The organism is Archaeoglobus sp. UBA230 (genome assembly GCA_002507545.1).
Taxonomy (GTDB): Archaea; Halobacteriota; Archaeoglobi; order Archaeoglobales; family Archaeoglobaceae; genus Archaeoglobus.
This window is the reverse complement of sequence record DAVR01000020.1, coordinates 37,451-52,772: the sequence shown is the minus strand read 5'-3', so window position 1 is coordinate 52,772 and position 15,322 is coordinate 37,451. Positions and strand designations below refer to the sequence as shown.

15 protein-coding genes and 1 tRNA gene are annotated in these 15,322 nt (G+C 41.0%); 13 read left to right on the top strand and 3 right to left on the bottom strand.

Annotated features, from left to right (window positions below):
* Nucleotides 1-68: 68 nt before the first annotated feature.
* A complete protein-coding gene (locus BP688_RS05365) occupies nucleotides 69-2,300 on the bottom strand; it encodes a DEAD/DEAH box helicase (protein WP_290596447.1) in 2,232 nt (743 codons plus the stop codon).
* A 103-nt stretch (nucleotides 2,301-2,403) separates the two neighbouring features.
* Here BP688_RS05365 and BP688_RS05360 point away from each other — a divergent pair, with 103 nt between their 5' ends.
* The 11 genes from BP688_RS05360 (at nucleotide 2,404) to BP688_RS05310 (ending at nucleotide 11,811) form a co-directional block, all read left to right on the top strand.
* Nucleotides 2,404-2,721 (top strand): hypothetical protein, encoded by a 318-nt coding sequence (locus BP688_RS05360; RefSeq protein ID WP_290596448.1) that lies wholly within the window; start codon nucleotides 2,404-2,406, stop codon nucleotides 2,719-2,721.
* A 42-nt stretch (nucleotides 2,722-2,763) separates the two neighbouring features.
* Nucleotides 2,764-2,834, top strand: a tRNA-Cys gene (locus BP688_RS05355).
* Between the two features lie 509 nt (nucleotides 2,835-3,343).
* The gene (locus tag BP688_RS05350; protein ID WP_290624088.1) at nucleotides 3,344-3,961 is read left to right on the top strand and encodes a radical SAM protein; all 618 of its coding nucleotides are present in this window, start codon (nucleotides 3,344-3,346) and stop codon (nucleotides 3,959-3,961) included.
* Nucleotides 3,919-4,890 (top strand): UbiA family prenyltransferase, encoded by a 972-nt coding sequence (locus BP688_RS05345; RefSeq protein ID WP_290596830.1) that lies wholly within the window; start codon nucleotides 3,919-3,921, stop codon nucleotides 4,888-4,890. The genes BP688_RS05350 and BP688_RS05345 overlap by 43 nt, the downstream gene beginning before the upstream one ends.
* Before the next feature lie 4 nt (nucleotides 4,891-4,894).
* A complete protein-coding gene (locus BP688_RS05340; protein ID WP_290624090.1) occupies nucleotides 4,895-6,652 on the top strand; it encodes a prenyltransferase/squalene oxidase repeat-containing protein in 1,758 nt (585 codons plus the stop codon).
* Entirely contained in the window at nucleotides 6,639-7,814 is a 1,176-nt protein-coding gene (locus BP688_RS05335; RefSeq protein ID WP_290624092.1) for an SPL family radical SAM protein, read from the top strand. The genes BP688_RS05340 and BP688_RS05335 overlap by 14 nt, the downstream gene beginning before the upstream one ends.
* A gap of 64 nt (nucleotides 7,815-7,878) precedes the next feature.
* Entirely contained in the window at nucleotides 7,879-9,132 is a 1,254-nt protein-coding gene (locus BP688_RS05330) for a 3-isopropylmalate dehydratase large subunit (protein WP_290624094.1), read from the top strand.
* Between the two features lie 2 nt (nucleotides 9,133-9,134).
* Nucleotides 9,135-9,623, top strand: a complete 489-nt coding sequence (locus BP688_RS05325) for a 3-isopropylmalate dehydratase small subunit (RefSeq protein WP_290624096.1) — start codon at nucleotides 9,135-9,137, stop codon at nucleotides 9,621-9,623.
* Nucleotides 9,620-10,852 (top strand): 3-isopropylmalate dehydratase large subunit, encoded by a 1,233-nt coding sequence (locus BP688_RS05320; protein WP_290624098.1) that lies wholly within the window; start codon nucleotides 9,620-9,622, stop codon nucleotides 10,850-10,852. The genes BP688_RS05325 and BP688_RS05320 overlap by 4 nt, the downstream gene beginning before the upstream one ends.
* A gap of 5 nt (nucleotides 10,853-10,857) precedes the next feature.
* Entirely contained in the window at nucleotides 10,858-11,505 is a 648-nt protein-coding gene (locus tag BP688_RS05315; RefSeq protein ID WP_290624100.1) for a class I SAM-dependent methyltransferase, read from the top strand.
* A 102-nt stretch (nucleotides 11,506-11,607) separates the two neighbouring features.
* Nucleotides 11,608-11,811 (top strand): hypothetical protein, encoded by a 204-nt coding sequence (locus BP688_RS05310; protein ID WP_290624102.1) that lies wholly within the window; start codon nucleotides 11,608-11,610, stop codon nucleotides 11,809-11,811.
* Nucleotides 11,812-11,842: 31 nt separating this feature from the next.
* Here BP688_RS05310 and BP688_RS05305 read toward each other — a convergent pair whose 3' ends face one another.
* Nucleotides 11,843-12,310 carry a helix-turn-helix domain-containing protein gene (locus BP688_RS05305; protein ID WP_290624120.1) on the bottom strand — a complete coding sequence of 156 codons (468 nt, stop codon included), beginning with the start codon at nucleotides 12,308-12,310 and terminating at the stop codon, nucleotides 11,843-11,845.
* Between the two features lie 146 nt (nucleotides 12,311-12,456).
* Between BP688_RS05305 and BP688_RS05300 the strand changes: the two genes are divergently transcribed.
* Nucleotides 12,457-12,708, top strand: a complete 252-nt coding sequence (locus tag BP688_RS05300) for a hypothetical protein (RefSeq protein WP_290596099.1) — start codon at nucleotides 12,457-12,459, stop codon at nucleotides 12,706-12,708.
* 203 nt (nucleotides 12,709-12,911) lie between these two features.
* Here the strand turns inward: BP688_RS05300 and BP688_RS05295 are convergent, their stop codons facing one another.
* Nucleotides 12,912-13,160, bottom strand: coding sequence for a hypothetical protein (locus BP688_RS05295; protein ID WP_290596098.1), 249 nt, complete (start codon nucleotides 13,158-13,160; stop codon nucleotides 12,912-12,914).
* 215 nt (nucleotides 13,161-13,375) lie between these two features.
* Here BP688_RS05295 and acs point away from each other — a divergent pair, with 215 nt between their 5' ends.
* Nucleotides 13,376-15,292: an acetate--CoA ligase gene (gene acs, locus BP688_RS05290; RefSeq protein WP_290596097.1), complete on the top strand. Its 1,917-nt coding sequence runs from the start codon at nucleotides 13,376-13,378 to the stop codon at nucleotides 15,290-15,292.
* The last annotated feature ends 30 nt before the right edge of the window (nucleotides 15,293-15,322 follow it).

Sequence of the window (15,322 nt, the reverse complement as noted above, 5' to 3'; positions counted from 1 at the left end):
GTGCTTACCAAGCACGCGCTCTTCCTGCTGAGCTACCGTGGCCTGCAATGTCCTAATGAAAAAGGGAATTAAAAGCTTTCGCTATCGTAAAATCCAGCCTCGCTGTATGGGGTAGTCATAACACGCCTAATTCTCGAAGCGATCTTTCTGCCAACTTTCGGAACCTTTGCCAGTTCTTCTTCATCGGCAGTGGCAATTTTCTCTATCGTCTGGAAATAGTCGAGCAGGTTTTTCGCAATAACTCCCCCTACATTGGAAATGGCTGACACTATGTGCTCCTGCTCCTCTTTCAGCGTTCTTTTCGTCTTCGCAGCATGCTCCACGACAGCTCTTCTCTTCTCCTCCTGTTCTCTTTTCGCCATAGCCATTATGAATTCTGCCGTTTCTTTTGCATCCCTTGTCTGGATTATGGGGATAGAAAAATCAATTGCAAGAGATACAATTGCACCTCGGATTGCGTTAGGATGCATTCCCCTATACAAGTTCGCCCCCTCAATTATAAGCACCGGACGTGAATAAGCAGATTTTAACTTCCCGATCTGCGAGAAAAGCCTTTCACGCTGCTTGATGCTCTCTATAAAGTCGTCAACAGTCTTTCTCTCCACTGCCACCCTATCACTCAAAACGTAATCTGCAACCTCCAGATTTCTGATCTCTATACCTACCCCCATCTCTCTGAGGTGCTTCACCACATCCGACCTTAGCTCTCGCGAATCCACTATGATCTTAACACCAGCTCTTGGAATTTCCTCAAATTCGACAAGCGTTTTTTGCTTCTTTCTTTCAATTGTTTCTTTAATTTTGAGAATCATTTCATACATCTTTTTCTCCTTTCTCAGACTTGTGTAATAATAGGCCTCATCCCTCGTCCCTTTGGTCATCAGAACAACAATCCTTCCCTCTCTCCCTCTTCCAGTTCTACCTTTCCTCTGTATTGCCCTTATCTCTGAAGGAACTGCTTCGTAAAACACAACAAGGTCTGTTGACGGAATGTCCAATCCCTCTTCCCCAACGGACGTGGCAACGAGAACCTTATATTCTCCCTTCCTGAACTTGTCAAGCGTTTCAATCTGCTCCTTCTGCCTCATTCCCCTGTCATCCTCCCTGCTCGCCTGTCCCACGAATTTCGCAACCGGAAACCTGTCTGAAAGCTCTCTCACAATCATATCCGCCGAATCCCTGTAGTTCGTGAAAACAATAATTCTTGAATCCTCCTTAGCCCGAAACTGCTCCTCAATTATCTCTTTAAGCTTTTTTAGCTTCGGATGCTCCACCTTGCATTTCGCTGCTGCAACGACGGCATTTCTAAAGAGAGTGTCGTTAACGATGCTCTTTGCAGCCTTGCTTCCGCCCTTTGACGATGCCTCCTTTATCAGCTTCTTCAAATATAGCTTCAACGCCTTAATTCCCTGGGTCTCTATCAGTTCAACAGCATGCTGAAGTTTGAGAATTTCTGCAAGAACCGATATTGCTTCAAACATATCCGAATCTCTACTCTCGGCAGCCTCAACCTGCAGAGCCTCTTGCAAGGCAAGTAAATCTTTCTTTGATGCGTTTTCCGGAATCTCTATCCCTACATCTTTCAACCTCTTGAACCTGATCTTTATACACTCTTCAAGCCTCCTCTTGACCTCCTGCATTTCCTTCGGCATCTCAACCTTTATCCACTCTATTTCCTTCCTGCCAACGTAAGGGGCAACATCCTCATCCCACTCAGTTCTGACTTCTATGGTCTCGATTGCCAGATTCTGGACAACCTCCATTATTCTTTCGGGATCGCTACCAGGCGAGGCGGTCATTGCCAAAATTAAAGGTTTTTTCGCCTGTCTCAAATATTCTCTGGCGATAAAAACATAAGAGTAGTTTCCGACTGCTCTATGCGCTTCATCAAAAACAACCAGAATAACATCCGTCAGTTCGATTCTACTGGCAAGAAGGTCGTTTTCAATTACTTGTGGTGTCGAAACGATAATTTTCGCGTCTTTCCACATCTCTTTTCTTTTCTCAGGCTCAACTTCACCACTTAGAGAAACAATACTATCGCCATTTATCTTAAGCACATTTCTCAAAAACCTTGCATGCTGCTCAACCAGCGGCTTTGTAGGGGCAAGGAAGAGAGCCTTTCCATCCTCGTTGAGCAATCTTGATGCAATGACAAGAGCAGCAATTGTTGTCTTCCCCAATCCAGTCGGTATAACAACGAGTGTGTTCTTAGCCAGTGCAGTAGCAGCTATCGAAATCTGATACATTCTCCGCTCAATTGTATTCTCTTTAATCAATGGGTGAGTTACGTATGCCACATTTCGTGTTGGATAAAACAGTAAATAAAACATACCTTAAATCTCCAAAAATTTAGAAAAGAAATATATAGTATTAAAGCACAGAAACTATCGGTGGGAGAGAATGGATGCCAGAGATGTTGTGCTGTCGGTAATTAGTGTGTTTTCGGCAGCAGCGTTGGTATACAAATGGTTGTCATTATACAACAGGATTGATGGAACTGTCATCTTTCTGGCTACATTACTCATAGCATCGCTCACTCTGCTTCTTATCAGCATAGAACTGAGAATGCAGAAGATAATGGATGAATTTCAGAGTGTGAAAAGAACGATAGCTGTCAACTCCGATGATCTCGAAGGGAGGATAGAAGCTCTCTTTAGAGACAAAATAGGAGACCTTGAGGAAAAACTCGAATCAATAGAAAGGAGGATGTACAGGTAACAGCAAGGTTTAAATACAAATCTACCGAAAGGTATCACACAAGCCAGGGTGGCAGAGGGGCTATGCGGCGGACTGCAGATCCGCTGACCCCGGTTCAAATCCGGGCCCTGGCTTAAAGGAAAAGATGTAGAGCCAGCTCCAAATTCTCTTTCCTATTTTTTACTTTCTGGTAGACTAAAGTTGTTATGGTTTTTATTTTGTTGCAAGATTAAAATTCTGGTAGAATTACTTATGTATTTAATGTCCGCTCCTATTTACTGGAATCAGCTTAAATCCAGTTCCTGCCTTTATCACTTGCACAACAGGAAAATCGAAATCATCTGGCGGGAAGATAAGATTGCCAATCCATCACGCTGGGAAGGGTTATTCTGTGAGATCAGCAGATGGTTGCGAGATAACGAATGAGGAGCTAAGGGAGATTATTGAAAAATGGATTGAGGTTAAGAAGTACAAGTTTAGAGACTAGGAGTGGAAAGCTCTTGTTAGCTATGCACCAAACGTGACTGGGCTTTTAACTCTTACAATGCTTATTTGATTATGTTTTTTAAAATTTTCTTTTTTCATAGGAAAAAAAGGACATGTAAGAAATTCTTATATACTGATACTTTGAGACATAATGTCAATGACATCTGATAACAGCATTGAAGGTCGAACAAAAATAGGTGTGAGAGGTTTGGATCATCATTCAAGAGATGAAATTGAGAAGTTCTGGCGAGAATGGAATCCAGAAAATCCAAAAATAAGGGCTGTAGGGTTAAGCACACCGAAAATTTGTAATCTTAGGTGTGTATACTGTTATGCGGGTAGTGATAGGGTCAGATCAAAGAATGAGCTTACTGTAGACGAGTACAAGAGGGTTGTCGATGAGGCTAGAGAGCTTGGTGCAGAAGTTGCTTTGATTTGCGGTGATGGTGAGCCGTTAATGTACAGATATCTGATTGAATTTGTTGAACACCTTTCGGATAAAGGAATGTATCCAGTTGTAGTTACAAACGGAATTGCGTTAGGCGATGATACGCTATCTCAACGAATTCATGGAGTGGACTCGTTTGAACTGTGTGAAACCTTGTATGAGCACGAAGCATCTTTGGTAGTAAAAATGGATTCTATTACCAAGGAAATCTACGAAAGGATAGTAAATGTTCCCGGTACCTTTGACAAGTTTATGAGAGCTGTAGAGATAAAGGAGGAATATAAATGTTTCATAACAAGATTTTTGGAATTAAGAACAAATCATTAAAATCGTTTTTAGCTGCCATATTTGTAGCTGGGAGGTTTGAGTATTTCATAGCAGATATGTTGCCCTTTATTACAGGCGTATTTTTAGGATTGAGTTGTATTTCCCGTGACATCTTTCCATACCAACAGATTTTAATTGGGCTGATAATAACCATATGTGCCCATTACGTGTCTGTCTGGGCCAATGTTTTGGGAGATTATGAACTGGACAAAAAATTCAAGTCGTATCTCCCAAAATCGGTAGACATTATTGGCAAACAGAATTTAATCATCGGAATAGTGTTTATGGTGCTTTTAGGTACTTTTTTCATAATCTATTTGGCTTTTACTGTTGGGTTTGTAATCTTAGTTCTTTGGATTATAGGGATATTCTTCGCTTTTGCGTATTCTAATGAACCATTAAGATTGAAAAAGTACATCGCAATTGGGGACTTTTCAAGAGGGATACAACTTGTAATTCTCTTGCCGTTCGGATTCTTCATAGTAGCACATTATACTGATTTTTCGATGAGTGATATTGTGTCATTGTTATTTTATACTGTTGGTTTAGGCATAAATCTATTCGGATTATTTTTAGTAGGTGAAACATGGGATTGGAAAGACGATGTTGGTTTTGTTAATACTTTTGCGACAAAGTATGGATACAAAGTATGCTTAAACGGTGCCATAATACTCATGCCGTTGGGAATTATTTTGATGATGGTTTGTTATTTTATAAAAATGTCCTATTCAAACGTTTTACAACTTATCTATTTATTGCTGTGGATCGTCTTGGCATGCGTTATCATGGGAATTTTCTATCACTACATATATTCCAGAAAGGAACAATACGAGAGAATAGAGAGCAAATGTGGGATATTCACAATGGCTGGAACAACCGCTATATGGAGTTTAATGGCGGCTTCATGCTATATGCTTATCGTGAGGTGAAAATATGGATGAAAATGAGTTAGTAAAGAAAGTACGAACTGCTATTAAACGTGCTAAAACAAATCTTTTATCATATCAAAAAAAGGAAGGCTCCTTCTATGGAAAAGTCGAATTTCATATGTGGAGTAATGCTGCATATCTCCTACTCATCGATTATTTAGAGGAAAAATATGACTTAAAATACGGAAAGAAGAATAAAATTATTGAGTGGATTTTACAGCATCAAAACGATGATGGAAGTTGGGGCAACATCATGATGAAATCTGAGGGAAATTACAGGAACACTTTGCTGTCTGTAGTAGCTCTGGAGCAATATGCGGATAAGGAGGCACTTAAAAGAGCTAAAAGTTGGTTAGAAAAATATAGTGGAAACAAATGGCTTGACCCCTATACACAAATGTTTCTGTCGATAAAAAGAGATGTAAAAATATTTTCACCTCCGCCCCTCTTTTCGTGCATTCCTGAGAGTTTGGGCAGATTGCTGGGAAAACTGCACATGAAATGTCCTAAGTTATTCCATTGGAGTATCTATCTGTTTCCATCCGCATGGACGAGAAATGCTTTACCGCCTCTTCAAATTGTTTCACTAATCAAAAATAAAAAGAAACTAAATTATTTTGATAAACGAATTATCAGTAAATTAAAGAAAAAGATTATTGAGACTCAGCTAGCCAATGGCAGTTGGTTCGATACTGCACTACCAACAATGGGTGCTATTTACGCTTTATGTGAGTGTGGTGAAGACATAACCAATCCAAAAATACAAAAAGCATTCAATTTCTTGGATGGACTTGTAGATGATGAGGGTTTGTTGAGCAGATTTAGACTTAAGGTTTGGGATACTGCTCTGTCAGTTATGGCACTGCTTGAAAGTGGTATGAGCTACAAACATGCCCCAATAAATGTTGCGTTAAATTACCTTTTGTCAGCACGTACTTCAAAAAATGTGTGGGCGTTTAGTGAGTATAATGTAAACCTTCCAGATAACGACGACACTGCCTTAGCATCTCTTGCCGTTTTAAAGGCATTAGGAAACGATGGAAGAAAATATGTTGAAAATGCTATTACATACCTTCTCAAGATGCAAAACGATGATGGGGGATGGGGTGCATTTGATAAAAATCAATCCCGAAAAGCGAGAGGATATATGCCACCTTATCACGAAGATTACGGGCATGAATTAAAGGATCCCTCAACAGCGGATGTCACAGCACACGTTTTACAATTTTTGGGAGAAGTAGGATATGGTACTTCAGATGAGCAAGTTGAAAAAGCCATTAAATGGTTAAAAGACGACCAGTTGGATTTTGGTGGATGGTGGGGGCGTTGGGGGCTAGCATACATCTATGGTACAACACAAGTTTTGCAAGCGTTAAAAGCCATAGGCGAAAATATGAATAAAAGCTATGTTAAAAAAGCAGTTCACTGGCTCGTAAGCATGCAGAATGATGATGGTGGCTGGGGAGAGCACTATTCCAGCTATTATTCGCCCCACCCGATTAAGGGAGAGAGTACAGCAGAACATACATCGTGGTGTATACTAGCTTTATTGGACTGTGGTATTGATCCGTTTTCGGAAACAGTTATTAGCGGGATTGGGTATCTCTTAAAACTACAAAAAGAAGATGGAAGTTTCCCATCATCCTACGCTGCAGCAGCAATTGATCCAGGAAAGTATGAGATATATTCAGCAATATTCCCATTATGGGCACTCTCCAAATGGTATAGAATTGCAAGAGGTGATAACTATGAAAATAGTTGAAATAAACGCTAAATCCATAATCAGCAGGATGAGAGATGGATTCTTTGCCATGAGGTACCTACCGTTCAGATTAACGGCGAATATTTATCGTGGTTGTACCCATGGTTGTATATACTGTTATGCTGCTTGTACTCACTATTACATGCGTTCAACTCCAAATCTTTTTTCAAAAGAGATATATGTGAAAAAGAATGCCCCTGAGATTTTCGAGAAGGAGATAATTAAATATGAGCAAAGAAAAAAGAAAAGCGTCATTGTTATCGGCAACATCTCAGACACATACCAACCAATAGAGATGAAGCACAGGTTAACTAGAAGATTGCTTGAGATATGTTATGGATATAACTTCCCATGTTTTATAGAAACAAAGTCGCCCTTAATACTGAATGATATGGACATTATAGAGAAACTAGCTGAAAGAGAGCTCATTGGGGTTGGTATGACTGTAACTTCCTACGATGACAATTTTACAAAACTTGTGGAGCCGTTTGTTCCAAGAAGTAAGTTTATTCATTCCCAAAATCGTCAAAAAGAAAGGATCCTTACATTGCAAAAGCTGTCTGAAATCGGGGTTGATACGTATCTCCATATAACTCCATACTTCCCATACATAACGGATAAAGATATAGATAGCATAATCAAAGACGCCGCTGAAGCGTGTATAGGCAATGTTATAATGGCACCTCTTGAGCTATCGGGATTTATCTGGAATAGACTTAAAAAAGTGCTTGCCACAAGCGAGAAATATTCATACCTAATACCTCTATACGAAAAGATGTACTTTGATAATGGGCGAAAGCTTGGAGCAAGAATAACCACATCTGAAAAAGACCATTACGTGTTAGAGGAAAAGGTATCGAGACTGTGTAAAAAATATGGCATAGGCTATTGGGCATTTACCAATCCGCAGTTCAATACAGCAACAATATCTGGGGCTTATAAATTACGATATCCTATCTTACTTGACTATTGGAAACTTGCACGGGAAAATGGCGAGTTGAGATTAAAAGATGTTCTCCAATTTGCTATGAATTTCCCTGTGGATAAAAGATACTTGTCAGCATTAAAAGAGTATTTTTTGAGTGGAGAGCTCTTCGAAGGCGTGTACGGCATAAGAAAAATAGTTGAAAATGGTGAAGTTATATATGTGCCAGTTTACTGAGAACTAAGATGGTTCGATTTGAGGAGCTAAAAAATATATTACCAAACTTATGCAGGTGACCAACATGGGAATGACGATAGCAGAAAAAATACTTGCACATGCAAGCAGAAGAGAAGAAGTAAAGCCAAACGAAATAGTAGTCGTTGGTCCAGATCTCGTGATGAGCAATGATGCGACAACTCACATAACAATCGACATATTCAGAAAAATGGGAGGAGTAAAGGTGAAAAGCCCCGATAAAATCGTGTTCGTCATAGATCACAATGTTCCTTCAAATTCCGTTCAAACAGCGGAAGTTCATAAAAAGATGAGGGAGTTCGCCAAATACAACAGCATAAAGCTGTACGATGGAGAGGGTGTTTGCCATCAACTTCTCATAGAGCATCATGCTGTACCGGGGACTGTTATTGTCGGAGCAGATTCACACACCTGTACTTTGGGAGCCTTAGGAGCATTTGCCACTGGCATAGGCTCGACGGACATGGCAGCAATATGGGTGAGAGATAAAATCTGGCTGAAGGTTCCTCAGACACTAAAATTTGAGATAAACGGAAAATTACCAGATGGTGTTTATGCGAAGGACTTGATTCTAAAAATCATAGGAGATATAGGGGCAGACGGAGCAACCTACAAGGCTATGGAGTTCTCTGGATCCACGGTAAAAGAGATGTCGATGGATAGTAGGTTCACGTTGTGCAACATGGCGGTTGAAGCAGGAGCAAAGACTGGTATAATCGAACCAGATGAAAAGATCATTGAGTTCTTATCAAAGCTTAGGAGCGGGCGAGGATACAGGCTACTTAGGAGTGATAGCGATGCAGAATATGAGAAAGTCTACTATTATGATGCAAGCGAAATCGAGCCAATGATAGCTTGCCCGCACACACTTGACAACGTAAAACCAGTCAGAGAAGTAGAGGGTTTAAAAATTCATGAAGCATTTATAGGCTCTTGCACTAACGGCAGAATCGAAGATCTGAGAATTGCCGCTGAAATTCTCGAAGGAAACAAAGTACATCCAGATGTTAGACTGATAATCTCTCCAGCTTCGAGAAACGTGTTCAGAGATGCGTTAAAAGAAGGTTTGATAGAAACGTTCCTTGAAAGCGGGGCAATAGTCATGAATCCGAACTGCAGCACATGCTGGGGAGCTTGTCAGGGGGTTTTAGGCGATGGTGAAAGGTTGATAAGCACTGGCAGCAGGAACTTCAGGGGGAGAGCTGGTAATCCAAATTCTGAAATATATGTAGCTTCTCCGGCAACCGTTGCTTATTCAGCAATAAATGGGGTTATAAGTGACTACTCAAAGGAGGTGTGATCGTGAGAATAGTAGGTAGGTGTTGGGTTTTTGGAGATAACATAGACACAGACGTCATTCTTCCGACACAATATCTGCTTCTTCCCGATGTAAAATCCATGAGTAAGCATGCATTCGAACCGCTTCGTCCCAACTTTAGCAACGAGGTTAAAAAGGGAGACATAATAGTAGCTGGAAGGAACTTTGGATGCGGGAGTAGCAGAGAGCAGGCACCAGCGGTTCTGAAAGAGCTGGGTGTTGCAGCAATAGTTGCAAAATCATTTGCGAGAATATTCTACAGAAATGCAATAAACTTGGGTTTGCCAGTTGTGGAATGTAGCACACTTTATGATGAAATTGGAGAAGGAGATATTGTAGAAATAGACCTCGAAAACGGAAAGATACTCAATAAAAGAACTGGTAGAATACACGAAGCTACAAAGATCCCAGAATTCATAATGGAAATTTTCAGATGTGGTGGACTGGTTGAGTACATGAGGCGAGATTCATGAATATCGTCCAGAAGATACTTGCGAATCACGTTGAGAGGGAAGTTAAGCCCGGAGAAATAATCACGGTTTCAGTCGATCTAGCCATGATTCACGACTACTTCGCACCGCACTGTTTCAGCCAATTTAAAAATATGGGTTTCACTGAGGTTTGGGATCCATCAAAAATTTTGCTTATAGCAGATCATGAAATCCCGCCAGCATCGGTGGAAGAATCGGAAAGTATGAAACAAATGCGTAGTTTTGCTGAAAGATACGGAATAAAACTGGTAATTGGTGAGGGAGTGAGTCATCGAGTCATGCCAGAAATGGGTCTGATTGTCCCAGGGGAAATCGTGATTGGTACGGACTCTCACACCTGTACAGCTGGAGCCTTAGGAGCTTTTGCTACTGGTGTCGGTTATACAGATATGGCTGCCGTACTGGGTAGAGGAAAAATCTGGCTGAAGGTTCCTCAGACACTAAAATTTGAGATAAACGGAAAGCTACCTGACGGTGTTTATGCGAAGGACTTGATTCTAAAAATCATAGGAGATATAGGTGCGGATGGAGCAACCTACAAGGCTATGGAGTTCTCTGGATCCACGGTAAAAGAGATGTCTATGGATGGCAGGTTCACGTTGTGCAACATGGCTGTTGAAGCTGGAGCGAAGACTGGTATGGTAGAGCCCGATAAGGTGACACTTGAGTATCTCTCCGGCAAAACGAGAAAGGAGATCAAAAGAATTAGAGGAGATGGAGACGGGTACGAGAAAATTTACCAATACTGTGCAGAAGAAATTGAGCCGATGATAGCTTGTCCGCATTCTGTTGATAATGTGAAGCCGGTGAGAGAAGTGGAAGGTACTAAAATAGATGAGGCGTTTATAGGTTCCTGCACTACAGGTTTGGAGGATTTAAGAATTGCTGCTGAGATCTTAGAGGGGAACGAAGTACATCCGGATGTCAGACTCATAGTGACACCACCGACGAGAAGGATCTATATGGAGGCTCTAAAAGAGGAGATCATTGAAATACTAATCGAAGCAGGTGCAATAATAACTCATCCTTCGTGTAGCTTGTGTGCTGGATCGAAAAGCGGTGGGATAATAGCCGATGGCGAGAGGGTTATCACGACGACGAACAGGAATTATTTGGGCAGGCTTGGTGGCAGAAATTCTGAAGCTTTTCTTGCTTCTGCAGCCACTGTTGCATACTCCGCAATTTACGGTGAAATCAAGTCTCCGTGGTGATTGGGGTGTATAATGCGGAAGAATACTGGAATGTCAGGTTTAAAAACGAAGGGGAAGTGTGGGGAAAAGAACAATCTCTATCAGCAAAATTAGCTGCTGAAGTGTTTAAACGATACAGTGTAAAAACAATATTAGCCCCAGGTTGCGGATACGGAAGAAACTGCCTTTATTTCGCAAAGCTGGGGTTTTCAGTAACGGGTATAGATGTTTCGACAACTGCTATAGAAATAGCTAAGAAAAATGCGGAAGAATGCAATTCGAACATAAAATACATCATCGGTGACGTTTTGCAAGTTCTACCAACTGATAAAAAATACGAGGGAATCTTTGCTCACAATCTACTACATTTGTTTCTCGAAAGTGATAGGATGAAGTTGATAAATGGTCTTAAGGGCTCTCTAAAGAAATCTGGGATCTTAGTTGTCAATGTCTTTTCCGTAAACGATCCCTCCTTTGGTGAGGGTGTACAGGTTGAAGAGAATACATTTTTTGAGTCAGATGGACATTGTTCGCACTATTTCACGAAAGACGAACTACTATGCTATTTTAACGATCTAACCTCAATAACAGTAAGAGAAATCGAAGAAATGGAAGAACACGGTGAAAAAGGTTTGCATAAACATAAGTTTCTATTTGGTGCTTTTAAAAAATAAAATATGCAAAAAATTAATTAAAATTTAGATAAATAAAAAATATATTTTGATTAAAAAATTCAAAGAATTATAGAAAATCCGGAGAGGTTTAACAGCCTGAGCATGGACATAAAGTACTCTGCAGTAGTTAATCTGCCTGAGCTCTTGAGAAGATGGAAAGATGGCAAACAAACTGTTCAAGTTTGCTGTGGCGATCCCGCCGGAGTTACAGAGCTCTTACTAATGTCAATGAAGCAGGTGGTAGGAGAGGAAGTGTTCGAAGACACTCTCAAAAGATTTAAGGGAGCTGGGGCAGGGAACTTATAAGGCTCATAATAACATTATATAAAATTAAAAATTAAGTCCTTTTAATTATAAACAAAAGGAGCAAGAACGAACTCACTACTCCCAAAAGAAAGAAAACACCGAGGAATACTAATAATACACTCATTTCAAGCATTCCAACTGATCTACCCACCACGTCCCCGTAAAAGAATCCAATCCTGCGTTTAATCTCTCCTTTGAGCATCCAGCTACCGATGATTGATAGAATTGAGCCAATCGCAAAAATTAGTAAAACAGCTATCGGTGCCCCCTTCTTCAATCTCCGAAGAACAAATGTCCTTAATAAATGTTCAAACTCGTGTTTTTCCATTGATGAGAGAAATACTATGCTCTCTTTGTCGTAAACGTACATTTTTATATCTCTCATCCTCTTTCCAACTTTCTTTTGTGCAATTCTGACTATGTCAAGCTCCATCAGCTTGTTAACATGATATTGTACAGTTGATGCAGGAATACCCAACTTGCTTGATAGATCTGTAATAGATGACGGGACGGTCCAGAGCTACTAAATTACTTAAAAGAGAGGATTTTTCCTAACATTGGAAACATGAAATTTGACTTAATCGAACTGCTCTCTGACGAAGTTAGGCTTCAGCCACTCTGCGATATCCTTTGGGGGGTGAATGCATGGTTTTATTCTGTGGAGAGTGTTTTCATTTTGACTATACAAAGTGCTGCCACGAATACTACGATTACGACGGATTTGAAGAGAAGGTAGATGATTACGGAGACTTTGCGGAAGTTTATTGTCCATGTTGCCATAACGATAGGCTTTTAGAATCTGACCTCGATAAAGAGCTTGTTAAAGCTTTAAAAGAATTTGATGAACTCGTAGCTGCCATAACTATTGGAACGACTCTTTCACCAGTTTTGCTGTGAACTTTGATCTTAGCTCCTCATTCAGTCCAAATAACATTTCCCCATATAAGCGAAGCAAGCTCTCCGATTCTCAATCCAGCTTCATAACCGATAGCGATGATAGCTCGATCTCTCTCATTTACAGCAGCTTCGATCATACGACTGACTTCTTCTGTGAGAACGTCTGGCTTTCTTTTGTCTTTTCTCTCCCCTCTCAGAACTTTTCAAGCCAAGCCAGTTTTCTCAATGAAGCCAGCGGAAGAGCATTCGAAGACCTTTTTTGAATTCGTTACGTTAATTGTATGTGGCTTATACCCTTCCTTCTCGATCTCAAAAAGAATGTCCTCAAGGTCTTGTTCAGTCCACTCCTTGAATGGCTTGTTTTTCCATCTGTGAATAACTCGTAATGTTTGAATGTAGCGTAGTACTATGTAAGGATGAATCATCCATGTAGCCAACTGTGCTGGTTTCATTAAAAAGATTTCTCCCTGACTCTCAACCCTTTGTTAGAATCCAGGCCCTGGCTCTCTTTTACTCTGGTTCTAATCTATCATATGATTTTAGTTGGATTCCGTTTAGGAAAACGAGCAAATTGTGTGAGGAAAAAGACTTAGTTTTTATATTATTAAAATATTGACTTCAGTTAAACTTATTAAGTTACAGTGTATACAATATATGGGTGTAAAAAATGTTAAAAAAATTTTCTGAAAATGATTTATATGAGTCCACAGAAGAAGCCAAAGGATGTACACAGGTTAGCGAAGGGATTTATGAGGAGGCTTTGGACTATCTTACATTTTGGGATTCAGTTGCAAAGAATGAAATTGAGTGGTTTGAGCCCTACAGAGAGATAATATATAGCGGTAACGCTCCTTTTTATAGATGGTTTGTTGGTGGAAAGATAAACATAACTTACAACTGTTTGGATAGACATATTGAATCAAAAGGGGATAAAACAGCAATAATATGGCAGGGAGAACCTGAAAACGAAAAAGAGATGATCACTTACCGCGAACTCTACCAGAGAGTCTGCAAGTTTGCCAATGCTCTCAGGACGCTTGGAGTTGAGGAAAAGGATGTAGTCACGATCTACATGGGGATGGTGCCGGAGCTTGTTGTCGCAATGCTTGCGTGCGCTAGAATCGGCGCGATTCATAACGTGGTTTTTGGAGGTTTCTCCTCGAAAGCTCTGAGAGAGAGGATAAACGATTCCGACGCTAAAGTTGTCGTTACGATGGATGGTTACTACAGGAGAGGCGAGGTTATTGAAACTAAGCGCATCGTTGATAAAGCTCTGGAAGCTTGCAGCGTTGAGAGTGTTGTTGTGCTCGAGAGAGTCGGCAACGATGTGAATATGGTCGATGGAAGGGATATCTGGTGGCATGAACTGGAAGAAGGCTTAGCAGATGAGTGCGAATGTAAAGCTCTTGACAGCGAACATCCGTTGTTCATACTGTATACATCGGGAACAACCGGAAAGCCGAAAGGCGTTCTTCACATTCACGGAGGCTACAACGTTGGCACCCACATTACAACCAAGTGGGTATTCGATTTGAAAGATGGAGACGTATTCTGGTGCACTGCTGACATAGGGTGGATTACTGGACATAGCTATGTTGTCTATGGACCGCTCAGCAACGGTGCGACAGTGCTAATTTACGAGGGTGCTCCAGACTATCCACAGCCGGACAGGTGGTGGAACATTATTGAGCAGTACGGCGTGACCATTTTTTACACTGCTCCCACCGCAATACGCTACTTCATGAAGCTCGGCGAGGAATGGCTGGAGAAACACGATCTGTCCTCGCTGCGTCTACTTGGAACGGTCGGCGAAACGATAGATCCAGAAGCTTGGAAGTGGTACCACAAGTATGTAGGGAGTGAGCGCTGCCCTGTAATTGACACATGGTGGCAGACTGAAACCGGAATGATCATAATAGCTCCCTTGCCCGGCATAACAAAGCTCAAGCCCGGCTCTGTAACGCTGCCCTTCCCGGGAATGTTGGTAGAGATACACGACGAGAAAGGAAATCCAGCAGATGTCGGAGAACTCGTAATAACGAACCCGTGGCCAGCAATGTTCAGAGATCTACGGGGTGATCCAAGAAGATTCGTCAAACAATACTGGACATCAGACGGTAAACGAATTTACTATACTGGAGATGGAGCAAGGAGAGACGAAGATGGGTATTACTGGATAATAGGGAGAATTGATGAAGTTCTAAAGGTCAGCGGGCATAGACTTGGAAGTGCTGAAATCGAGGGTGCGCTTGTATCTCATGAAGCTATAAGCGAGGCAGCCGTTGTTGGAAAACCCCACGAGATCAAAGGAGAGGTACCAGTAGCATTTGTTGTCCTTAAGATTGGCTACAAGCCGGACGTCGAACTTGAAAAATATCTTAAAACGCATGTTAAAAACGAAATAGGATCAATAGCTGTTCCTGAAAAGATTTACTTCGTCGAACAGTTACCAAAAACGAGGAGTGGAAAGATAGTGCGCAGGATTCTACTTGCTATTGAGAAGGGTGAAGAGATAGGAGATATCACAACTCTTGAAGATATGACAGTTGTTGAGAGGATCGTGGATGTTAAAGGGGCAAAATAAAGCCAACCTCATTCTATTATTTTTAAATCT

Coding starts and splice junctions, on each gene's coding strand:
- BP688_RS05360 (WP_290596448.1), top strand. CDS start 2,404: ATGGATGCCAGAGATGTTGTGCTGTCGGTAATTAGTGTGTTTTCGGCA.
- BP688_RS05350 (WP_290624088.1), top strand. CDS start 3,344: ATGACATCTGATAACAGCATTGAAGGTCGAACAAAAATAGGTGTGAGA.
- BP688_RS05345 (WP_290596830.1), top strand. CDS start 3,919: ATGTTTCATAACAAGATTTTTGGAATTAAGAACAAATCATTAAAATCG.
- BP688_RS05340 (WP_290624090.1), top strand. CDS start 4,895: ATGGATGAAAATGAGTTAGTAAAGAAAGTACGAACTGCTATTAAACGT.
- BP688_RS05335 (WP_290624092.1), top strand. CDS start 6,639: ATGAAAATAGTTGAAATAAACGCTAAATCCATAATCAGCAGGATGAGA.
- BP688_RS05330 (WP_290624094.1), top strand. CDS start 7,879: ATGGGAATGACGATAGCAGAAAAAATACTTGCACATGCAAGCAGAAGA.
- BP688_RS05320 (WP_290624098.1), top strand. CDS start 9,620: ATGAATATCGTCCAGAAGATACTTGCGAATCACGTTGAGAGGGAAGTT.
- BP688_RS05310 (WP_290624102.1), top strand. CDS start 11,608: ATGGACATAAAGTACTCTGCAGTAGTTAATCTGCCTGAGCTCTTGAGA.
- BP688_RS05300 (WP_290596099.1), top strand. CDS start 12,457: ATGGTTTTATTCTGTGGAGAGTGTTTTCATTTTGACTATACAAAGTGC.
- BP688_RS05295 (WP_290596098.1), bottom strand. CDS start 13,160: ATGAAACCAGCACAGTTGGCTACATGGATGATTCATCCTTACATAGTA.
- acs (WP_290596097.1), top strand. CDS start 13,376: ATGTTAAAAAAATTTTCTGAAAATGATTTATATGAGTCCACAGAAGAA.